Here is a 21,725-nt window from a genome sequence, read left to right as displayed (position 1 = left end):
ATGTAGCGCGTCGGCTTGTCGCGGGGAAGATGCGCAAGTGGCGGAATTTCCACTTTGCTGTCACATTGCCGAGGCATACACTGAGCTATGGGCATTTCGCGACAGCGGAAGCCCGCTCGTCGGGCCGAGTCGCCCGGTATCTCTACGCCTTCGGCGCCCCACTCCCCGGGCCCGATGGCCTGCTAGTCAGATCGAATTTCAACCCGACGTGCCCCCTGCACGCCGGGCAAAACCAGTTCACGACCCCGTATTGATAGGCGGAATTTTTCGGTCTACAAGTTAACCGTCGAATATTGCGGCCGACACTTCGTGCCTGGCGTCTCAAACGCGCCTGCTGAGGTCATTCCAAGAATTCGATTGGCGGAGTTTCCATTGGGGTGGGAACTGCCACGGCAGACTGCGAAAGGGACTATTTATGGCTACCGGCACTGTGAAATGGTTTAACGGCCAGAAGGGCTATGGCTTCATTCAGCCCGACGAGGGTGGGGCTGATGTGTTCGTGCATATCTCCGCTGTCCAGCGTTCGGGGCTTTCGGGCCTCGATGAAGGCCAGAAGGTGACGTACGAGATCGTCAAGGACAAGCGGACCGGCAAGAACGCCGCCGACAACCTCCAGGCGTCTTGATTTCCGATCGGATGCCTTGGGGCATCCCGCCGGATCAACGCCAGATCAGACAAGGCGCAGCTCTCGGGCTGCGCCTTTGTTTTTGGCCTCGAGGTGCCGCTGGCCCCATTGTGGAAAGCCCGCAAGAAAGTCGTATGATCACCGACGTGTTCGCCGGTGTCATTCCAGCGACAGCGGAATTACGACAGATTTTCCGCTAGAGTTGCGGAAAACCTACCAGTGAACAACGCACGCGCGGAAATGCGCGCGAGAACCCGTCACCATGAACCGCGCGTTCAGATCGCGTTCAGTGGCAAGGGATCATTAACCGCCCCATCGAAACCAACACCTGATGAGGGTATCAACATGACTATCCGTAACCAGATCATTGCTCACAGCCGCTCCGTGCTGCTGCTCGCGGCAGTGGTGGGCGCCGGTCAGGCTCTCCTCGCCTCCCCCGCGTTCGCAATCCAGGAAGACCAGTTCCCGAGCTGCCGCGTCGCCATGGAAGGCACCGCGTTCACCCCGCTTGTCGGCACACGCGATTTCACCACGCGCTGCTGCTTCGTGCTGTCGGAGAAGCGCTGGTACAACGACAACGCCGTGTTTCTGAGCGCCGTCTACGGCCTCAACGACGAAGAGACCATGCTCACCACGCATTGCCGCCGCCCCGTGCTCGAAGCTCACTCGCTGCTCAGCGGCGACGGTGACGGCGACGGCGACGGCGACGGTGACGGCGACGGCGACGGCGACGGCGACGGCGATGGCGACGGCGATGGCGACGGCGACGGCGATGGCGACGGCGATGGCGATGGCGACGGTGACGGCGATACGCCCCCGAGCACCCAGCCGGTTCCCCGCTGAATAACCTTGCCCCGCCACTTCAGAGTGGCGGGGCAACCCTATTTGCCCATGCGCCGAGAGCCTTCAGCGTGGCTATGCCACAACAGGATACCGCGAGATGCCAAGTGACGTGATGGATGCTGGAGCCGATGTCAGAACCACGCTGCGCGCTGCACTGGCCGACGCACTCGATGGCGACGCCGCCCTGCCCCGCTTCTCCAAGACGCTCGGCAGCGTTGTGGTGGCCACCAGTCGCCGGCGCGGCCAGATCCGCCAGCGCATTTGCGTCGCCGGTGACACGCTGGCCGTGGTGCTCGACAAGACGATTGACGAGCTCGATCTCGCTGACGGCCAGACGGATACGGTGGAACTGAATTTCTGTCACTCGCTGCGCCCGGTTCCCGCCGACCTCAACTCCGGGCGGCTCGACAATAACCAGGCCGGCATCCTTGGCGTGGCACTGCTCGAAGGCGGCCAGTTGCACTCGCTGTTCGCCCCGACCGAATTGATCGCCTCCAACCGATCGCCCAAGCGCGCCATCGCCAGCCTGCTCGAAAGCGATGGCCTGACCGCCGACGCGCTGGCCGTCGGAGCGATCACCGCGGCCACCTTCAAGTCGGAGCAGTATCTCTGCCGGCTCACGCCCGGTGGCGCCGACGTTCGGTCGCTGTTCCGCGCCGCACGCCCGATCGAGCTCGTCCCCATGGACCAGCGGGCCGTAGCGGAGCTCGCGGGCGGCATGTCGCGCTGGATGCTGAACCAGGTTCAGCCCGACGGTCGGACCGTCTACAAGTATTGGCCGAGCCGCGGCACCGAAGCCGACGGCGACAACACCATCCGCCAGGCCATGGCCACCATCTGCCTCGGCCGCATCGCCGCCCGCACGGCGGACCCGGATGCCCGCGACCGCGCCGACCGCAATCTCGACCACCTGCTTGCCACCTACTACCGCGAGGAAGGCGACTATGGCCTCGCCATCGAAGAGGAGAAGGTCAAATTGGGCGGCGTCGCGCTCATGGCACTCGCCATCCTCGAGTCACCCAACCGCAACCGTCATGCCGAAGCGCTGACGCGGCTGACCGCCACCATCAACCACCTCCACAATGCCGATGGCAGCTTCCGCACCTTCTATGCCCCGGCCGACCGCAACGATTGCCAGAACTTCTATCCCGGCGAGACCCTGCTGTTCTGGGCCTACGCGTTGAAGGCCGGGCTGCCCGGCGTCACCGTCGACGCCTATATGCGCGCCTTCCGCTATTACCGCGGCTGGTTCCGCGCCGATTCCAACCCGGCCTTCGTGCCGTGGCACACACAGGCGCATTTCGTCATGCGCGAGCTGGTCGACGAGCCGGAGCTGGATGGCTTCATCTTCGAAATGAACGATTGGCTGCTCTCGATGCAGCAATGGGACAGCGCCCCCTATGCCGACCTGCTTGGCCGCTTCTACGACCCGGAGCGGCCGCACCTCGGCCCACCGCATGCCTCGGCGACCGGCGTCTATCTCGAGGGCCTGATCGATGCCTTCGAGCTGGCTCGGCTCTATGACGACAAGCCACGCCAGGCCAGCTATCGGACCGCCATCCTGCGCGGCGCCAGAAGCCTGGCGCGGCTGCAGTTCAAGACCGATGACGACATGTTCTACATCGGCCAGCGCCAGCGCGTCGAAGGCGGCATCCGCACCGAGACCTACAATAACGAGATCCGCGTCGACAACGTCCAGCATGGCCTGATGGGCCTGCACCGCGTGCTCGAGCGGTTCACCGCCGCGGACTACGCCCAGCCTGACACCTGAGCCGCGCCAACGCGGTTGCGGAGCCCCTTGACCACAAGCCTATCCGCAACGATATGCACCGCTCGCACAGCGCGGATACGCCCCGCTTGACCGAAGCCTTCGCCGAAGGCAGTTTACATAGACGCTCCCCCTCAGGTCAGCATGCTGACGACGCCGAATGACTTTGGCAGGGGAGCCTTTCTTTGCGTTGGAGACGGCCATGGACAAAATTCCGATGACACCGAGCGGTCACAAGACCCTGTCGGAGGAATATCGTCGCCGCACCTCCGAAGAGCGCCCCAAGATCATTGCCGATATCTCTGAAGCGCGCGCCCATGGCGACCTCAGCGAAAACGCCGAGTATCATGCCGCCAAGGAGCAGCAGAGCCTCAACGAAGGCCGGATCAAGGAACTCGAGGCGCTGCTGGCGCTCGCCGACATCATCGACATCACCAAGCTCAGCGGCTCGACCATCAAGTTCGGCGCCACGGTAAAGCTGGTCGATGAGGATACCGAAGCCGAGAAGCAGTACCAGATCGTCGGCGACGCCGAGGCGGACCTGTCGAAGGGCCGCATCTCGATCTCGTCGCCCATCGCCCGCGCCATGATCGGCAAGGAAGCCGGCGATTCGGTCGAAGTCGCTGCCCCAGGCGGCGCCAAGACCTACGAAATCCTCGACGTAAAGTTCGTCTGAGCCCCGCTCGGGCGCTTTGTCGCGCCCGGCGGCTGTGACTTTTCGGTGAGTCCGTGCGCTCCATCGCCTCAGGGCGATGGTAGTGCCCTTGAAAGGTGCGCGCCGAACCTCCTATTTTGGTCCATAGCTATTTGTCTTGGGCTCAAGTCTCAGAGTAAGTGGAGCGTAAGGTGCACGCCAAGGTCGTCATCATCGGATCGGGTCCTGCCGGCTACACGGCGGCCATCTATGCGGCGCGCGCCATGCTCGAGCCCGTCATGATCTCCGGCATCCAGCCGGGCGGCCAGCTCACCATCACCACCGATGTCGAGAACTATCCCGGCTTCGCCGACGTCATCCAGGGCCCCTGGCTGATGGAGCAGATGAAGGCGCAGGCCGAGCATGTCGGCACCAAGATGATCAATGACATCATCGTCGAGGTGGATTTCGACAAGCGCCCATTCGTCCTCATCGGCGATGGCGGCACGCGCTACACGGCCGACGCGGTGATCGTCGCCACCGGCGCGCAGGCGCGCTGGCTGGGCCTCGAATCCGAGGAAAAGTTCCAGGGCTTTGGTGTCTCAGCCTGCGCCACCTGCGATGGCTTCTTCTATCGCGGCAAGGAAGTGATCGTCGTCGGCGGCGGCAATACCGCGGTCGAGGAGGCGCTGTTCCTCACCAATTTCGCGTCGAAGGTCACGGTGGTTCACCGCCGTGGCGAGTTCCGCGCCGAGCGCATCCTGCAGCAGCGGCTGTTCAAGAACCCCAAGGTCGAGGTGATCTGGAACGCCGAGATCGAGGAAGTCTACGGCCAGCACATGCCGCGCTCGGTTCAGGGGGTGAAGATCCGCGACACTAAGACCGGCCATGTCACCGAAAAGACCGTCGACGGCGTGTTCATCGCCATCGGCCACTCGCCGGCGACCTCGATCTTTTCCGGTAAGCTCGACATGAAGCCGGGCGGCTATCTCGAAGTGCAGCCGGGCAGCACCGCCACCAACGTCCCCGGCGTCTTCGCCGCGGGCGATGTCACCGACGACATCTACCGGCAGGCGGTGACGGCAGCAGGGATGGGGTGCATGGCGGCCTTGGACGCAGAGGAATATCTGGCATCGCTCGAGCTCGCAGAAGCGGCGGAATAGGCGATGCTGGATTGGGACAAGCTCCGCATCTTCCACACCGCCGCCGAATCCGGGTCCTTCACCCACGCCGCTGAAAAGCTCAACATGAGCCAGTCTGCCGTATCGCGGCAGATTTCAGCGCTCGAGGAGGATCTGGGGCTAAAGCTGTTCATCCGCCACGCCCGCGGCCTGGTGCTCACCGAGGTGGGCGAGCAACTGTTCCGCACCGCGCACCGCATGCATTGGGAACTGCAGCAGGTCGAGACCCAGATGTCCGAGAGCCAGGAGGTGCCCACCGGCCCCCTGCTCGTCACCACCACAGTGGGTATAGGCTCGACCTGGCTGAGCTCGCGCATCCACGAGTTCCTGATCCTTTATCCGGAAATCCAGATCGAGATTAAGCTCAACGACGCCGAACTCGATCTCGCCATGCGCGAGGCCGACGTTGCCATCCGGCTGCACCGGCCGAACCAGTCCGAGATGATCCAGCGCAAGCTGTTCACCGTGCACAACCACTTCTACGCCTCGGAGCAGTACCTCCAGGAGTTCGGCGAGCCGCAGGCGGTCGAGGATCTCGACAAGCACCGCGTCATCTCGTTCGGCGAGCCGGTGCCGTCCTATCTCGGCGACATCAACTATCTCGAGCGGCTCGGCCGCCCGGATTCCTCGCCGCGCCGCGCTTCGATGAAGGTCAACGCCATCTACGGCATGATGCAGGCCGCCCGCGCCGGCATCGGCATCGCCATGCTGCCGGACTATGTCACCGAGGGCGAAACCAACTTGCGGCGCGTCCTCGAAGGCATCGAGCTGCCGGCCTACGAAGCCTATTTTGTCTATCCCCCGGCGCTGAAGAACTCTAAGCGCGTCGGCGTCTTCCGCGACTTCCTCGTCGGCAAGGCCCGGGAGTGGTCGTTCTAGGAGCTGGCCGCGTCCCCGCAATCTCAGTCGGCGTCCCTCTCCCGACTGCACTTCTCAGCGCGGCTGCACCACCGTGAAGGTGAGTCCCTTCCGCACGGCAAACCCTAGCCTCTCATAGAGCGCGATGGCCGCCGCGTTCTCCGTCTTCACATGCAGGAACGGCACTCGCCCCTCTGCCGCGATCAAGCCCGACACATACGCGACCAGCGCCTTCGCCAGCCCCCTGCCCCGGAACTCCGGCCAGGTGCACACCGCGCTCACCTCGGTAAACGCGCCAAGCCGCATCCGCTCGCCGGTCATCGCCATCAGTCGTCCGTCGTCAGCGCGCAGCCCGAAATAGCGGCCCATGCCGAGCGTGCCGGCGCGAAATGGCCCGGGCTCCGTCGCTGTCGCCAACTCCAGCGCGGCCTCGGCGTCCGCTGCGGTCAGTTGCATCGGCGCGACGTCGGGCACCGCCTGTATCGACTCGCAGACCATCTGGAACACCGGCACGGCCTGCAGCACTTCCCAGTCCGCCGGCACCTGGTACGACGTCGCCGACACCAGCCCCACCGCATCCTCCGGCGCGATCAGCGGCCGCAGCTCGGCAAAGGCTTCGGCGTCATAGCGAGCGAGCCCGCCGATCGGCGACAGCTCGGCCCGGTAGCGTGCCGCCGCGCCATTGCGCTGTCCGAGCGCCATGTGGTCGGTGGTCAAGGCGTGCCATGCCGGATCGTCGAGCAGGGAGAAGTTGGTCATTCCTGAAAGTCCTTCGAATGCGCGCCACGCCTCTACCATCCCGCCCGCGACTTCCCAACTCCCCCGCGTTCATCGGCAATTCAGTCGCCTCGGCTAAAACGAGCAAAATTCTGGGGACCCTTCATGCATCGCTTCGTTATTGCCGCCGCGCTCTGCCTCGTCGCCACACCGTCTTTCGCCCAGATGGTCAGCATCAGCCCCGAACAGATCGGCGAGATCTTCTGCATCTCGCGCCTCGGCAACGATATGGCGCCGGTCGGGGGGCTGTTGACCGTTGAGCTCACCGCGGCGATCGCCGAAGCCGAGGCGAAGAACGCGGCCATCCAGCAAACCCACCCCGACGAGAAGCCGCCGCTCGGCGACGGTATCCCTTGGCAGGCCTTCCCCGACTATGCGGCCGAGTGCAAGGTCGGCGCCGTTACGCTCGAGGCCGACCGCGCCGTGGTCGATATCGCCTACGGTTTCCCCGACTATCCCGACGCCAACTTCACCGATCATCTGCAGTTGATCCTTGTGGCGCAGCCGGACCTTCCTGAGCCGCTCTGGCGCATCGAGAACCTCGCCTACGCCACCGAAGGCGACCTGCGTTCGGTGCTGGTTTCTGCCTTCGCCAACTAGTGTATTTCCGCGCGTTGCTTCGCCCTTGACGCCCCGCGCACAAAGGCGCATTGCGGCTCTGTTCCGGACGCTTGCGTCAGGACCTTCATCAAGGACTGAAAATGAACCCCGACAGTCGAAGTCGATCTTCGATCTTGCCGGCGCTCTAGGCTCCAGAAGCGAGATCAGGAAAAGTTCTGAGACTTTTCCGGTTCGATCTCGCGGCAAACAGGTGGGCCAGGCGCGCCGGCCCGGCCATCTATTGGAGCCCCGCTATGCTGCGTGCCTATATCCGCGAAGGCGACCGCCTCGCTCCCACCGATTTCGACCCCGCCGCCGGCACTGAGCTGACCGGCGCCGTCTGGTACTCGCTTACCGACCCGACGCGCGAGGAGGATAAGTTCGTCGAGGCCTGCCTCGGCATCGACATCCCCACCCGCCGCGAGATGCAGGACATCGAGCCTTCCGCCCGCCTCTACAGCGAGGAAGGGGCGGAGTTCATGACCATCACCGCGCTGATCGAGGATGAAGCCGGTCAGGTGGTCAAAACCCCGATCACTTTCGTCCTGCGCAACGACCAGCTGGTGACGGTGCGCTATGCCGATCCAAAGCCCTTCCGCCTCTACGAGCGCCTGGTCTCCCGTCCCACCACGGGCGAGCTCGGCGGCGAGCGCGTGATGATCGGCCTGCTCGAATCCTTCATCGACCGTCTGGCGCAGCTGCTCGAGAACACCGGCGACGGCATCGACCAGATTTCGCGCGAGGTCTTCGGCAACAAGGTCAAAAAGCCCACCCGCAAGACCCGCGACCTGCAGTCGCTGATCGAGCGCATCGGCAAGAAGGGCGATGTCCTCACCCTGGCTCGCGAGAGTCTCGTCTCGATCACCCGGCTCACCAGCTTCCACCAGACCCTGGGAAGCGCCGACGTGAAGGCCACCAAGGAACTGCGTCAGGGCCTGAAGACCCTGCAGCGCGACGCCGCGGCGCTCAGCGACCACGCCGCCTTCCTCTCCGACAAGATCACTTTCCTCCTCGATGCGACGCTTGGGCTGATCAACCTCGAGCAGAACCAGATCATCAAGATCTTCTCGGTGGCCGCCGTGGTGTTCCTGCCGCCCACCCTCGTCGCCTCGATCTACGGCATGAACTTCGAGTTCATGCCCGAACTAAGCTGGCCGTTGGGCTATCCATTCGCGCTGGGGCTCATGGTCCTCTCCGCCATCGTCCCTTACGCCTTCTTCAAACGCAGCGGCTGGCTCTAAGCCCTAGGGATTCGCCCGTCGAATCTGACAAAAAACCGTCACAATCAAGCACTTGGCGTCGCGATCACATCGGCGTGCGACGCCACGACGCACGCCGGAAACCGCAATACACGAGCAAACTCATCGACTTAACAGCCATGCGAAAAACGCATGCCCCTCATTCGATACTCCTCGGTTGCTGGGTCGGCACTCACCCCATATATCCCCGCTCGACAGCAGCTGAGCGCATCTCCCTCCTCCTCCTCGCGCTCGTTGTTTGTTCCTCCCTGTAGCCGGCAACGGCTGCTACTCGGCCCCGCTCTCCCCTCGAGCGGGGCCTTGTTTTTTCTCCCCGTACGAACGTCCGAAACCAGCTGCTCTGCGGCAGGTGATTGACGCATGCGTCACGGCAGCATGACTGACCTATGCCTGCGCAAACTGCATAGCTGGCATGTTGAACTCCGCATTGTGGACCAAACGGTCAAAGTGCATATTGTGACTGTCGATGTGAGCCGCACCGTATCCTCCTCCCTCGGTCCTGCTCTGCGACACCGGTCCGAAGTCGTATCCTCCTCCCTCGACTTAGGGCCATCGGCAAATGGCGTATCCTCCTCCCTCGTCCATTTGCCACCACTTTAGATTTGGACTTCGGTCCTTTTCATTGGGCCCCATCTTCGGATGGGGCCTCTTTTTTTGCTTTGGCTGATCTTTGTGGCCCGGTCGCCTCGCGCCCAGCGCATGGCTGACGTTCCGACTTGGCGATTGTTCCGTTCGCCGCATCACCCGATAGTCATCTCAACGAATTGCAGCCGCTCCTCCTCCCTGGCTGCGCTTCGATGGGTCGCCCGCTTCGGCGAGCCGGCCTCTGAAGGCTCCGCTCATCCCCTCGAGCGGAGCCTTTTTCTTTTGGCCCTCCGGTTGCCCCTCGCGCCGGCCACGCTAGGCTGCTCTCATAACGCGAGGCCGCTCATGACTCTTCCCACCGTCGCCCTTCCCTCCGGCATATCCGTGCCCTCGCTCGGCCAAGGCACCTGGCGCATGGGCGAGGATCGCCGCCGCCACGCCGACGAGGTCACGGCGCTGCGCCGCGGCATTGAGCTGGGCATGACGCTGCTCGATACCGCCGAGATGTACGGCGATGGTGGTGCCGAGCAGGTGATCGCCGAAGCCATCAAAGGCCACCGCAACGAGGTACAACTGGTCAGCAAGGTGTTGCCCCATAATGCCAGCCGAAGCGGCACCATCGCCGCCTGCGAGCGGAGCCTGAAGCGCCTCGGCACCAACCATATTGAGCTCTATCTGCTGCACTGGCGCGGCCGGCACCCGCTCGCCGAAACCGTCGATGCCTTCGAAACCCTGCAGCGCTCCGGCGCCATCGGTGCCTGGGGTGTTTCCAACTTCGATGTCGACGATATGGAAGAGCTGCTCGCCGTCCCCGGGGGCAAGGCCTGCGCCACCAACCAGGTGCTCTACAACCTCACCGCCCGCGGCATCGAGTACGACCTGCTGGCGTGGTCTGCCGAGCACGCCATGCCGATCATGGCCTACTCGCCGCTCGGCAACGACAACCGCATGCTCCGCCACCCGTCGCTGCAGCGCATCGCCAATGCCCGCGGCGTCACTGCCGCCCAGGTCGCCCTCGCCTTCGTGCTGGCTCGCCCCGGCGTCATCGCCATCCCCAAGGCCACCGGCCTCGACCACGTCGCCGAGAACCGCGCGGCAGCTGATCTCTCGCTGACCGCCGAAGAACAGGCCGCCCTCGACGCCGCCTTCCCACCGCCACGCCGCAAGCAGGCGCTGGAGATGATCTGAGAGGACCACCGGCTGCGCGGTAATCCTCCCCCGCCCCGCGGGGGAGGATTACCGAGAGTCCTGCGCGACCAGCAATCCCTACCCGGCATTTCCTGCCGCCTGCCCCATTTCGCTCCGCAGCAAAGCCCGGAATCCCGGCCCTTCGCGCTGGCACGCCGCCTGCATGGTAAGGCGCGACCGCCCGGAGGCACCCATGACCAGCGTCGGCACCGCGACCAGCACCAGTTCCCTGACCTACGCGCAGATCATCGCCAATGCGCAGAAGGCCCACCAGCAGGCGCTGACCAATCCGCCCGCGGCCAGCTCCAGCGAGTCCGGCGCCACCAACGTCACGCTGTCCGATGCCGCCAAGGCGGCGCTGACCACCATCAAGGATTTTGCCACCGTCACGACGGAGGCGCGCGCCACCCTCGACAAGCTGCTCGCCGACGCCAAGCTCACCACGCCGCTGAAGGATGGCAAGCTCGCGCTCGATCTCAGCAAGGTCGATCGCCGCGAGCTCTATGCGATGAGCACCAATTCCAACCAGCTGTTCACCGCCGACGAGCAGAAGGCCGCCGCCATCGAGTTGCAGAACCGCTTCGACCAGGCGATGGCCGGCCCGACTGCCGTTGGTCGCGTCACCGGCAGCGTCAAGGGCCTCTATGTCGCCGCCCTCGCCTATTTCGACGCCATGGGCCCCGAGGAGAAAGCCTCCGCCGCCTATGTCGACCAGCGCGCCGCACTCGAGGAGATGCTGAAGCAGATCGAGGCCAAGCCCTCGACCCTGCCTGGCGCCGTGCCCAACGATCCGATCAACGCCTATATGGAGCGCCTCGCCGGCGGCGAAACCGGCAAGCCGCGCGATATCAAGGACGTCGCCGGCGACGCCCGCGCCACGCTCGATGCCCAGTACAAGACCAGCGGCAATGGCAAGCCCGACTATTCCGACTTCGACAGCCGCTCGCTCGCCTCGGTGGCGCTCAACTCCAACGGCAAGTTCTCCGCCACCGAGGTCCGCACCGCCTCGATGGAAATGCGCTCGCGCTCCGGCGCCGCGCTGCTGCAAAGCCTCAAATCCGCCGGCACCGGCAACCCTGCCGGCTTCGCCCAGAACGTCATCTCGCTCTATGGCGCGATGAGCAGCGAAGAACGCGCCGCCGCCGGCTGGTCCGAAAACCTCTACGCCGCCGCCGTTTCCAACTACCAGACCGCCAGCAAGCTCGGCTCGCTGCTCAGCCAGGCGACGGGGTCGTCATCGTTCGGTGGCAGCGACAGCGGGTCGATGAGTTTGATGGATTATCTCTGAGCAGAGCCGAAACAGAAGGCCCCCTCCCATCCTCCCCCATGAAGGGGGAGGTGCCCCGCCAGTGTGCTTGGCACGATTGAGCAACGGCCTCGACTCTTCACCTCCCCCTTCATGGGGGAGGCCGGGAGGGGGCCGTCTCTATCGGTGATCACGCCCAGCAAATCCATCCAGCGCCGCGGTGATCGCTTCCGGCATTCCGGCATCGCCGGCCGAGTGCCCCGCCCCGTCGATCACCACCAGCTTCGCCTCCGGCCAGGCCCGGGCCAGCTCCCAGGCCGTCACCAGTGGCCCCTGCAGGTCGAGCCGCCCCTGCACCAGTACGCCCGGGATGCCGCGCAACCGATCGGCATTAGCCAGGAGCCTGCCCTCTTCCATCCACGCTGCGTGCCGAAAGACATGCGTAACGATCCGGCTACGCGCCAACAACCGCTTGGGATCCACCCCATCGGACGGACGGCCGACCTGCGCCGCAACCGAGACCGCCGCATTGTCCCAATCGTGAAAGTCCCGCGCCGCCTGGTTGCGCACTGCCGGATCGGCATCGAACAGCAGGTCATTATAGGCGGCGATCAGCCCATCTTCTGGTGTCCCCGGAGGCGCGCCGGCGACGAACCGCTCCCACTCCGCGGGGTAGAGTGGCGCCAGGCCGCGATAGAGCCAATCGATCTCGCGCCGCCGCGTCGTCGTCACGCCGCCGAACACCATGGCCGCGACGTGCTCGGGATGCGCCTCGGCATAGGCAAGCCCCAGCGTCGTGCCCCACGAGCCGCCATAGATCACCCATTTGTCGACGCCGAAATGCGCCCGCAGCCGCTCGATGTCGGCGACGAGGTGCGCCGTGGTGATGACCGAGAAATCGACACCCTCACCCGAGGCATGCGGCGTGCTCCTGCCGCAACCGCGCTGGTCGAAGCCGATGATCCGATAACGCCGGGGGTCAAAGAACTGCCGCATCCAGGTCGAGAACCCCGAGCCCGGTCCGCCATGCAGGATCAGCGCCGGCGCGCCATCGGGGTTGCCGGCCTCTTCCCACCAGATCGCATTGCCATCCCCGACCTCGAGCCAGCCGCTCGCGACCGGTTCGGTGATCGGGAGCATCGTCAGCTCACCCTGGCGCAGAAATCCTGGATGCGGCTCACTGCATCCTCGAGCTGCGCGTTCGAGGCCGCATAGCTCAACCGCATATGCCCGGCGAGCCCGAATGCGCTGCCATGCACCAGCGCCACGCCGGTTTCTTCGAGCAGCGCCAGAACGAACGCCGCGTCATCGGTCAGTGCCCGGCCGCCACCCGAGGTCTTGCCGAGCAGGCGCTTGACCGATGGGAACACGTAGAACGCCCCCTCGGGGGTCAGGCAGTCGAGCCCGGTGTTCGCATTGAGCCCGGCGACCACCAGGTCGCGCCGCCCCTGGAACACCTCACGCCAGCCCTTGAGAAAGTCCTGCGGCCCGTTCAGCGCTTCCACAGCTGCCCATTGCGAGATCGAGGAGGGGTTTGTGGTCGATTGGCTCTGCAGCTTGTTCATCGCCGTGAGCAAAACCCGCGGGCCGGTGCAATAGCCGATGCGCCAGCCGGTCATGGCGTGCGACTTCGACACGCCATTCATGGTCAGCGTCCGCTCCTGTAGCTTCGGCTCCACCTCGGCAATGGTGGCGAACGTGCCGCCGTCATAGACCAGCACTTCGTAGATATCGTCGGTGAGGATGTGGACGTGCGGATGCCGCAGCAGCACATCGGCCAGCCCGCGCAGCTCGTCGCGCGTATAGGCGGCGCCGGTCGGGTTCGACGGCGTGTTGAGGATCAGCCACTTGGTCCTGGGCGAAATCGCGGCTTCCAGCACTTCCGGCTTCAGCTTGAAGCCGGTCGAGGCATCGGCCACCGCGAACACCGGGTCGGCATCGCAAAGCCGGACGATCTCGGGATAGCTCACCCAGTACGGCACCGGCACCACCACCTCGTCGCCGGGGTTCAGCGTCGCCATCAGGGCGTTGAAGATGATCTGCTTGCCACCCGACGAGACGAAACAATCGGCCGCGGTGACATCGAGCCCGTTGTCGCGCTTGAACTTGGCTGCCACCGCTTCCTTGAGCTCGGTGATGCCGTCAACCGCGGTATAGCGGGTCTTGCCGGAGTTGATCGCCTGGATCGCCGCCTCGCGCACATGCTCCGGCGTGGCGAAATCCGGCTCGCCCGCGGCCAGCGAGATCACGTCCTGCCCCAGCCGCTTCATCTCCACGGCTTTGGAGTTGATCGCCACGGTGGCGGACGGCTGGATGCGGCCGAGGGCGTCGGACAGGAAAGCCAAGATCATCTCCCTGGAAATGGCGGGAAATCTCTAAGGCTTCGATTGCCCAGAGACAACCGGGACGTTGGTCAAACGGCTGGGGAGGTCAAACGGCCCGGGCCGGCACCGGTGTATGCGCCGGCAGTGAGATCTCGGTGCCATCGGCCCGCACGCTGCTCTTGCTGCTCCCCATCGCCTGTTCGCCATCGGGCATCAGGCTGACGAGAATGGCGGCGAGGACGGCGGAAAGGGCGAGGAGCTTCAACGGGAACATCCTGGACAACGTGACTCTAATTACCCGCTTTTCGCTCCAACCCGTTGAACATTCACTGATACCGCCGTTCATTCTCGGCTCAGGAAGGCTCAGATTCCGACGCCGGCCTCTTTGGCAAGCTGCACGCCCTGCGCCCGCCAGCCATTGGCCTCCTCGGCCAGCATGTAGATGGCGCTGTACAGACCCTGGTCGGTACCGATGAACTTCACCTCCTGCGCCACCGCCTTGTCGCCGAGCTTCTGGAACTTGCCGAAGCTGTGCGAGCGCGAGTCCATGATCGGTGCGTACCCCGCCGTCACGATGGCGTTGAAGAACGCCTCGGCACTGGGGAACGCTACCTGAAAGCCTGCTCCGGCATAGCTGAATGCCCCAGCCGCATCCTTGGTCCGGAACGCCTCGATCTGGCTGGTGATCACGCTCTGCCATGGCTCGAGCGTCACCGTCTCGGTATTCTGATCCTGGGCCCTTGCCTCCATGCCGATCGTCAGGAATGCGGCAAGCACTCCCGCCAGCACCAGCCTCAGCCCCGTTGCAAACAGTCCCATATCCCATCTCCCCAACGTCGCCCGGCGGGTTCTCGCCACACGATGGCCTTCAAATCGTACCCGCTTCACCCACTTAGCAACGAAACATCCGCGCATTCAGTGGGCCTTATCACTGCGTTGTGATCTGCCTGTTCAGCGAGTCCTCATGTCTCCCACCAAGCTTCCCCAGCCGAAGCGACCGTCATTGCGGCGGCCGTTGTTCCGCAACGCCCTGAGTGCGGCGACAGCCATCTCGTTCTCGCTCACCTTCGTCGGCGCCGGCATCGCGCTGCTGCTCGGTATCATCCCGCCCCGCGCCATCATCGGCGCCGGCGAGATCGACACCGCCGTCGTGCTGCTGTTCGTGCCGCTCTGCGCCCTGCTCTTCGCCATCCTCATCGAAGTCGTCCGCGCCATTCTGCGCGAGGGCCTGCAGCCGCCCAGGGCCCGCCAGGCCAATCCGCTTGCCGCCTGGAAGCCCGGCCATGGCGAAGGCTGAAACGGCATAATTCCACGCGTTTCGCGCGTCGCCGTTCATCTTCCCGTTAGCTAGGCTAGGCTAGAAGCCGGTGACGCTCACTTCGGGCCGTTCCCCGCGCCGTGTCCTCCCTCACCCAAGGTGAGCGCGGGACGCGGCGTCTCATGATTTTGCGACTGAGGAAACCGACATGACCCGTATCGCCTCCGCCCCGCTCGGCCGCCTGCGTCCGATGCGTGCCCTGCTGCTCGGCTCCGTGTTTGCCGGCTTTGCCGTCACCGGCGCTTCCGCCGAAACGCTTTCTGTCACCGGCATCGAGATCAAAGGCGCCACCGGCACGATGTACGACATCGCCGTCCCCACGGTTGAAGTGGTCGACGGCAACATCAACGAAGGCGCGGTGCGCGGCCTGTTTACCGGCGCCCCGGGCGCGCTCGATGCGCTGGCCACCCTCGACGCCACCTCGCTGAGCATCCCTGAGCTCAGGATGACCAGCGACCTGGGCGAAGGCGCCGGCACCCTCGTCATTACCTATCGCGACATCACCCTCAACAACATCGCCGATGGCGTCGCCGCCAGCGCCCATGTCGGCTCGGCCGACCTGACTGGCCCAGAGAACCTCACCGCCACGTTCGGCGAGATGTCGACCAGCCGCTTCGATCTGGCCAGTCTCCTCGGCTTTTACGGCCTCACCACCGCCACCGCCGGCACCGAGATGAAAGAGGTCTATACCGACTTCAAATTCTCCGGCGGCAGCCTTAAGGGCGGCGACGTGGTCAACTGCGACTTCGGCGCCGCCGAGCTCGGCAGCTTCAGCGCCCGCCCGCTCAAGCAGAGCATGACCGAGATCAACGCCCTCGTCATGGAAGCCGAGGCCGCCCAGAAGGCCGGCACCGACGTGGCGCCCGAGACGGTCGCCAAGCTGGTGCGCTTCTACGCCGACATGTTCACCGCCTTCTCCTCGACGCCGATGACTTTCGAGGGCTTCAGCTGCTCGGGCAAGGACGACAAGGGCAACCCGCTCACCGTTGCCTCGGGCCCGATCACCGTCGGCGGCTTCGAGCCCGCCATCTACCCCGAGATCTCGCTCGACGATTTCGACATGACCGTCGAGAACGACGGCTTCCTGAAGTTCGGCAACTTCACCTGGAAGCAGATGGACTTCACCGCCGCCATCGCGGCCATCGAAGCGGCCACCACGCTCGATGAGGCCTACTTCACCGCCAATTGGCGGAAGCTCGTCCCGGCGCTCGACGGCATGAGCCTCACCGATCTCACCATCGACGTGCCCGATCCGGAATCCTCGGGCAAGCGCATCACCGGCACCCTCGGCGCCTTCGATGCGACGCTCGGCAACTACGTCAACGGCATTCCGGCCAACATTTCGCTGAACCTCGCCAACTTCATCCTGCCGATCACTGCCGACATGACCGATCTGCCGGTGGCCGATCTCCTCGCCCGCGGCATCGACAAGCTCGATATCTCGCTCGGCACCAAGCTCGCCTGGGACCAGGCGACGCAGACCATCAAGGTCGATGACGTGCTGATCGACATGGGTGCGCTCGGGCGCGTCAACCTCTCGGGCACCTTCGGCAACGCCACGCAATCGCTGTTCGCCGACAACACCGACGAAGCCACCATGGCCGCGATGCTGCTCACCCTGCGTGACGTCACCATCGAGATCGAGGACCGAGGCATGAGCGCGCTCGCCTTCGCCGCCGGCGCCAAGGATGCCGGCCAATCCGAGGCCGCCTTCCGCACTGCCGTCGCCGGCATGGCCCAAGGCATGACGCTCGCCTTCCTCGGTAACACCACCGAAGCGCTGACCGCTGCCCAGCAGCTCGGCACCTTCCTCAGCGGCGCTTCGCACCTGAAGCTGACCATCACCGCCAAGGACGAAGCCGGCATCGGCCTCGCCGACCTCGCTGCCGCCGAGACCAACCCGGCGGCGCTGGCCGGCAAGCTCAACGTCGTCGCCGAAGCCAGCGGCGAACCGGTCGAACTGCCGGTGCTCGATACGCCCGCCCCGTCGACCCAGGACGAAAAGCGCGACCTCAAGGCTCCCGCCGCGCAGTAAAGACCAGGTCTTTCCACATCCACTGAACAGCGCCCTCCCCCACGGGGGAGGTAAGAGGGGGGCCGCCACACTAGCGGCCCCCTTTTCCACCTCAGACTATCGGACTCTTGTCCGTTCCTCACCTTTGGCGCACTATGGCCGCCTGAGAGGAGGACTGACGATGCAAGTCGAGACTATCCTTCAATCCAAGGGCCACACCGTCTTCACGGTGGAAGCCGGCGCGCCGCTCTCCGAAGCGGTGCGGATACTGAACAGCAAGAAAATCGGTGCCGTGGTCGTCGTCGACGCCAAGGGCAAGGTCGCGGGCATCCTCAGCGAGCGTGACGTCGTCCGTCACCTCGAAAAGGACCCCGTTGCGGTTCTCGCCGGCCCGGTGCGCAACGTCATGACCAGCAAGGTCATCACCTGCACCTCGGCCAGCTCGGTTTCGGACCTCATGGAAACCATGACCCGCCACCGCATCCGCCACATCCCCATCGTCGAGGCCGGCAAACTCACCGGCATCGTCTCGATCGGCGACGTCGACAAGATCAGCCGCAAGTCGGACAACCCGTCGATCACCCGCGACGTGTCGGGCGAAGGCGTGCAGCAGGCGCTGCTGAAGATCATGGAAGGCACCGTTGCCTCGGTGCCTCCGCAGGGCGGCCGCAAGCATCCGCAGCAGGAATTCCTGCAGGTGGATACGACCAACATCCTGTTCATCTGCGGCGGCGCGTTTGCCGGGCTCGAGAAGATCATCTCGGCGCGTGGCGAGGGCTCGGGCATCGGCTTCTCGGCCGTGGTCAAGGATCCCAAGGATCGCCGCGTCGGTGACCTGTTGAAGGACGTGCAGCCGGAAGACCTGGTGCGCTTCGGGCTGATCCCCGAATTCATCGGCCGCCTGCCGATCCTCGCGACGCTCGAAGATCTCGACGAGCCCGCGCTGATCGAAATCCTGACCGCGCCGAAGAATGCGCTGGTGCGCCAGTACCAGCGGCTGTTCTCGATGGAAGAGGTAGAACTGACCTTCCACGAGGATGCGCTGAAGGCGATCGCCAAGCATGCCATCGAGCGCAAGACCGGCGCCCGTGGCCTCCGCTCGATCCTCGAAGGCATCCTGCTCGACACCATGTACGACCTGCCGTCGCTCGATGGCGTGGAAGAAGTGGTGATCAGCGAGGAAGTGGTGAACGGCAAGGACGCGCGTCCGCTGTACATCTATGCCGAGCGCAAGAAGGAAGAGGCGCTGTCCACCAGCGCCTGATCCGAGAGTTTTTGTTTGTCGCGCGTTCGAACCGGAAAAGTCTGCAACTTTTCCTGAACACGCTCGATGAGCAAGAGTTCGAAGGCCCCGCCATCGGCGGGGCCTTTTCATTTGGGGCGGCGCCGTCGCATAAGAAGGCGGACTGGAGGCGGCACCATGCGGATCGGCGTGGCACTCGGCAGCGGCGCGGCGCGCGGCCTGGCACACATTCCCTACATCGAGGCGATGGATGAGCTGGGGTTGAAACCCTCAATCATCGCCGGCTCGTCGATCGGCGCGCTGATCGGCTCGGGCTGGGCCAACGGCATGACCGGCGCGGAGCTGCGCGAACATGCCTATGGCGTGCTGGGCAGCCTGCAGCAGATCGCTTCGACGCTGTGGAATCGTAACCGCTTCAGCTTCAAGCAGATGATCGAAGACGGCCTGTCGATGCAGGTGAACCCGAAGGGGATCACCACGGCATTCCTGCCGGATGGGTTTCCCGACGATTTCGCCGCGCTCAAGGTGCCGTTCTCGGTCGTGGCGACGGATTTCTACGCCTGGAAGGAAGTGGTGTTCGACTCCGGCCCGCTGCGCCCGGCGATCGCCGCGTCGCTGGCGATCCCCAGCCTGTTCCGGCCGGTGAACGTCGAGGGTCGGTATTTCATCGATGGAGGCGTCACCAACCCGTTGCCGCTGGGGCTGATTGCCGGCAAGTGCGACGTGCTTATCGGCATCGACGTGCATCGCACGCCGCAACTGCTCGATGCCTCGCGTGAGCCGAGCATCACCGATTCCGCCGTGGTGGCGACGGAGATCATGTCGCAAAAGCTGGTCGACGCCACCGTGCTGCAATACTCCCCGGACGTTTATGTCCGGGCCGAGGTCGGGCCGTTCGGCGGCAGCGAGTTCTGGCGGGTGCGCGAGATCGTCGATAATGCGGCCGGCGACAAGGATCGGTTCAAACGGGCGGTGACCGACGCGCTGCTGGCCCACAGCATCCGCAAGGCGAGGGGGCATTGACCGACCTGCCAGCTGACCTCGCCGCCGCGGTACGGCGACTTGCAGAGGGCCGCAAGGGGCTGGGGGACAGTTCCGCACGCATCTCCGAGCACTATCGCCAACGCGGCGCGTCGCGGCAGGTGATCGGCGGTGCAGACGACGCCATTGCCTATGCGCTGAGCCGAATGCCTGCGACGTACGCGGCCGTATCAGCGGTGCTTGGCGAGTTGCAGGCTCGGGCGCCGGACTTCGCGCCGCGAACACTGCTCGATGCCGGGGCAGGGCCGGGCACTGCCGGCTGGGCGGTGGCGGAAGCGTTCTCGGGGATTGCGCCGACGCTGATGGATCACAACCGGGCGTTTCTGGCGCTGGCGGGGACGCTGGCCGAAGGGACCGGGCTCGCCAATGCAGAGCTGCTGGAGGCTGATCTCGGGCGGTTCGAGCTGGTAACCCGATACGACCTGGTGACTTGTGCCTATGCGCTGACCGAGCTGCCGGATGCCGAGATGCTGGCGGCAGCCGAACGGTTGTGGCGGCACAGCGACGGTGTGCTGGCGATCATCGAGCCCGGTCGGCCGCGCGACTACCAGCGGCTGATGGGGGTGCGGCGACGGCTGATCGAACTCGGGGGCCGGGTGCTGGCACCGTGTCCGCACGAGCGCGAGTGCCCATTGCTCGAGCCGGACTGGTGCCACTTCGCAGTGCGGCTCAGCCGCAGCCGCGACCACATGCGGATGAAGGGCGGTACGCTCGGCTACGAGGACGAGAAGTACAGCTACCTGGTTGTGGCGCGCCCGGACATAGGTGCGCCGGCGCCGGGGCGCGTGCTGCGGCGGCCGGAAGAGAACAAGTTCTCGGTGACGCTGGCGGTGTGCGGGTCGGATGGGCTCGAGACGCGGGTCGTACCAAGCCGCGACAAGCCGGCCTTCAAGGCGGCGAAGAAGCTCGATTGGGGCGATGCGACAGACGGCTAAGCCGGTCGTCTCCTCAATTCCGTACCATAGGTTCACTTGTCGCTCCCGAGGCCGAAGCGTATTCTCTTGGTTGAGTGGGGCACCAAGAGGAAGAACCATGAAATTCAAGGATATTCTGGGGACCATCGGTAACACGCCGGTTGTCCGGATCAACAAGCTGGGCCCGAAAAACGTCAAGCTGTACGTCAAGGTCGAGGCGTTCAATCCGCTGGGGTCGGTGAAAGACCGCCTGGCGCTCGGCGTCATCGAGGCGGCCGAGAAGTCCGGCGCGCTGAAACCGGGCCAGACGGTGATCGAGGCCACCTCGGGTAATACCGGCATCGGGCTGGCGATGGTTTGCGCCGCCAAGGGCTATCCGCTGGTCGTCACCATGGCCGAAAGCTTTTCGGTCGAGCGGCGGAAGCTGATGCGGTTCCTCGGCGCCAAGGTGGTGCTGACCCCGGCGGCCGAGCGCGCCAACGGCATGATCCGCAAGGCGGAGGCCCTGGCCGAGGCGAATGGCTGGTTCCAGACCCGCCAGTTCGAGAATGAAGCCAACCCCGACATGCACTCGCGGACCACCGCACAGGAGATCGTGCGCGATTTCTCCGACGAGCCGCTCGACTACTGGGTCACCGGTTTCGGCACCGGCGGCACGCTCACCGGCGTCGGCCGGGTGCTGCGCGACAAGATGCCGAACACCAAGATCATCGTCGCCGAGCCCGAAGGCGCGCCGATGCTGACCAGTGGTGAAGGCCAAGAGCGGCGCGCCGACCATGCTGCCACCGGCAGCCATTCGGCGTGGAAGCCGCACCCGTTCCAGGGCTGGAGCCCCGACTTCATTCCGTGGATCACCAATGAGGCGGTCACCGAGAAGCTGATCGACCAGGTGCTGACCATTGCCGGCCCCGATGCGATGAAGCAGTCGATGCAGCTGGCGCAGAAGGAAGGCATCTTCGTCGGCATCACCGCCGGGGCGACCTTCGCCGCGGCGTTGAAGGTTGCCGAGACGGCGCCCGACGGCTCGACCATTCTGGCGATGCTGCCCGATACTGGCGAGCGCTACCTCTCGACCCCGCTATTCGCGGACGTGCCGGCCGACATGTCGCCGGAAGAGGAAGCGATCTCGGTGTCTACCCCGGGCCAGCAGCTGCCGCCGAAGGTGGCGGCTTAGTTCCGCGAAGACCTATCGGTTCGGCCGGCGCGGGCTGACCTCCACCCTTGATCCCTCCCCCTGAATCAGGGGGAGGGAGACGCTTACTGGGAAGCCAGTGTTTTGGTCTCCCTCCCCATGTTTAGGGGGAGGG

Annotated in this window: 21 protein-coding genes and 1 pseudogene; 17 read left to right on the top strand and 5 right to left on the bottom strand. The window is 64.9% G+C overall.

The features are described 5' to 3' along the window. Positions 1-415: 415 nt before the first annotated feature. The 6 genes from VW23_RS07010 (at position 416) to VW23_RS06985 (ending at position 5,930) form a co-directional block, all read left to right on the top strand. Positions 416-625 carry a cold-shock protein gene (locus VW23_RS07010; RefSeq protein WP_055045318.1) on the top strand — a complete coding sequence of 70 codons (210 nt, stop codon included), beginning with the start codon at positions 416-418 and terminating at the stop codon, positions 623-625. Between the two features lie 345 nt (positions 626-970). Beyond that, entirely contained in the window at positions 971-1,468 is a 498-nt protein-coding gene (locus VW23_RS28500; protein WP_069908866.1) for a hypothetical protein, read from the top strand. 97 nt (positions 1,469-1,565) lie between these two features. Continuing rightward, positions 1,566-3,239 carry a hypothetical protein gene (locus VW23_RS07000; protein WP_141728249.1) on the top strand — a complete coding sequence of 558 codons (1,674 nt, stop codon included), beginning with the start codon at positions 1,566-1,568 and terminating at the stop codon, positions 3,237-3,239. A 199-nt stretch (positions 3,240-3,438) separates the two neighbouring features. Next, entirely contained in the window at positions 3,439-3,912 is a 474-nt protein-coding gene (gene greA, locus VW23_RS06995; protein WP_069908864.1) for a transcription elongation factor GreA, read from the top strand. Positions 3,913-4,070: 158 nt separating this feature from the next. Beyond that, positions 4,071-5,033: a thioredoxin-disulfide reductase gene (gene trxB, locus VW23_RS06990; protein WP_141728248.1), complete on the top strand. Its 963-nt coding sequence runs from the start codon at positions 4,071-4,073 to the stop codon at positions 5,031-5,033. 3 nt (positions 5,034-5,036) lie between these two features. After that, positions 5,037-5,930, top strand: coding sequence for a LysR family transcriptional regulator (locus VW23_RS06985; protein ID WP_069908862.1), 894 nt, complete (start codon positions 5,037-5,039; stop codon positions 5,928-5,930). Positions 5,931-5,984: 54 nt separating this feature from the next. On the opposite strand, the gene VW23_RS06980 is transcribed toward VW23_RS06985, so the two are convergent. Next, positions 5,985-6,668, bottom strand: coding sequence for a GNAT family N-acetyltransferase (locus VW23_RS06980; protein ID WP_069908861.1), 684 nt, complete (start codon positions 6,666-6,668; stop codon positions 5,985-5,987). Between the two features lie 123 nt (positions 6,669-6,791). Here VW23_RS06980 and VW23_RS06975 point away from each other — a divergent pair, with 123 nt between their 5' ends. The 4 genes from VW23_RS06975 (at position 6,792) to VW23_RS06960 (ending at position 11,606) form a co-directional block, all read left to right on the top strand. Continuing rightward, positions 6,792-7,286, top strand: a complete 495-nt coding sequence (locus VW23_RS06975) for a hypothetical protein (protein WP_069908860.1) — start codon at positions 6,792-6,794, stop codon at positions 7,284-7,286. Between the two features lie 254 nt (positions 7,287-7,540). Continuing rightward, positions 7,541-8,527 (top strand): magnesium/cobalt transporter CorA, encoded by a 987-nt coding sequence (gene corA, locus VW23_RS06970; RefSeq protein WP_069908859.1) that lies wholly within the window; start codon positions 7,541-7,543, stop codon positions 8,525-8,527. Positions 8,528-9,475: 948 nt separating this feature from the next. Then, positions 9,476-10,318 carry an aldo/keto reductase gene (locus VW23_RS06965; protein ID WP_069908858.1) on the top strand — a complete coding sequence of 281 codons (843 nt, stop codon included), beginning with the start codon at positions 9,476-9,478 and terminating at the stop codon, positions 10,316-10,318. 193 nt (positions 10,319-10,511) lie between these two features. Beyond that, positions 10,512-11,606, top strand: a complete 1,095-nt coding sequence (locus tag VW23_RS06960; protein ID WP_069908857.1) for a hypothetical protein — start codon at positions 10,512-10,514, stop codon at positions 11,604-11,606. 138 nt (positions 11,607-11,744) lie between these two features. On the opposite strand, the gene pip is transcribed toward VW23_RS06960, so the two are convergent. From pip to VW23_RS06945, 4 genes are all read right to left on the bottom strand, one after another. Then, the gene (pip, locus tag VW23_RS06955) at positions 11,745-12,704 is read right to left on the bottom strand and encodes a prolyl aminopeptidase (RefSeq protein WP_069908856.1); all 960 of its coding nucleotides are present in this window, start codon (positions 12,702-12,704) and stop codon (positions 11,745-11,747) included. Positions 12,705-12,706: 2 nt separating this feature from the next. Beyond that, positions 12,707-13,909 carry a pyridoxal phosphate-dependent aminotransferase gene (locus VW23_RS06950; protein ID WP_069908883.1) on the bottom strand — a complete coding sequence of 401 codons (1,203 nt, stop codon included), beginning with the start codon at positions 13,907-13,909 and terminating at the stop codon, positions 12,707-12,709. 85 nt (positions 13,910-13,994) lie between these two features. Then, positions 13,995-14,153, bottom strand: a complete 159-nt coding sequence (locus VW23_RS28905; protein ID WP_176730348.1) for a hypothetical protein — start codon at positions 14,151-14,153, stop codon at positions 13,995-13,997. 98 nt (positions 14,154-14,251) lie between these two features. Further along, positions 14,252-14,707, bottom strand: a complete 456-nt coding sequence (locus VW23_RS06945) for a DUF4864 domain-containing protein (protein ID WP_069908855.1) — start codon at positions 14,705-14,707, stop codon at positions 14,252-14,254. Positions 14,708-14,852: 145 nt separating this feature from the next. On the opposite strand from VW23_RS06945, the gene VW23_RS06940 reads away from it, so the two are divergent. From VW23_RS06940 to cysK, 7 genes and pseudogenes are all read left to right on the top strand, one after another. Then, positions 14,853-15,185, top strand: a complete 333-nt coding sequence (locus tag VW23_RS06940) for a hypothetical protein (protein ID WP_176730347.1) — start codon at positions 14,853-14,855, stop codon at positions 15,183-15,185. Positions 15,186-15,354: 169 nt separating this feature from the next. Next, complete coding sequence (locus VW23_RS06935; RefSeq protein WP_069908853.1) at positions 15,355-17,241, top strand: hypothetical protein; 1,887 nt, start codon at positions 15,355-15,357, stop codon at positions 17,239-17,241. Between the two features lie 160 nt (positions 17,242-17,401). Further along, positions 17,402-17,572: pseudogene (locus VW23_RS29645) on the top strand (CBS domain-containing protein); the annotation flags it as partial. 54 nt (positions 17,573-17,626) lie between these two features. Beyond that, complete coding sequence (gene clpX / locus VW23_RS06930; protein ID WP_280138975.1) at positions 17,627-18,484, top strand: ATP-dependent protease ATP-binding subunit ClpX; 858 nt, start codon at positions 17,627-17,629, stop codon at positions 18,482-18,484. A gap of 156 nt (positions 18,485-18,640) precedes the next feature. Beyond that, positions 18,641-19,486, top strand: coding sequence for a patatin-like phospholipase family protein (locus VW23_RS06925; protein ID WP_069908852.1), 846 nt, complete (start codon positions 18,641-18,643; stop codon positions 19,484-19,486). Further along, positions 19,483-20,439, top strand: coding sequence for a small ribosomal subunit Rsm22 family protein (locus VW23_RS06920; RefSeq protein ID WP_069908851.1), 957 nt, complete (start codon positions 19,483-19,485; stop codon positions 20,437-20,439). The genes VW23_RS06925 and VW23_RS06920 overlap by 4 nt, the downstream gene beginning before the upstream one ends. 97 nt (positions 20,440-20,536) lie before the next feature. Then, the gene (cysK, locus tag VW23_RS06915) at positions 20,537-21,592 is read left to right on the top strand and encodes a cysteine synthase A (protein ID WP_069908850.1); all 1,056 of its coding nucleotides are present in this window, start codon (positions 20,537-20,539) and stop codon (positions 21,590-21,592) included. The last annotated feature ends 133 nt before the right edge of the window (positions 21,593-21,725 follow it).

Source organism: Devosia insulae DS-56 (genome assembly GCF_000970465.2).
Classification (GTDB): Bacteria; Pseudomonadota; Alphaproteobacteria; order Rhizobiales; family Devosiaceae; genus Devosia_A; species Devosia_A insulae.
The sequence above is the reverse complement of the archived record's forward strand: the minus strand, read 5'-3'. Positions and strand labels throughout refer to the sequence as shown.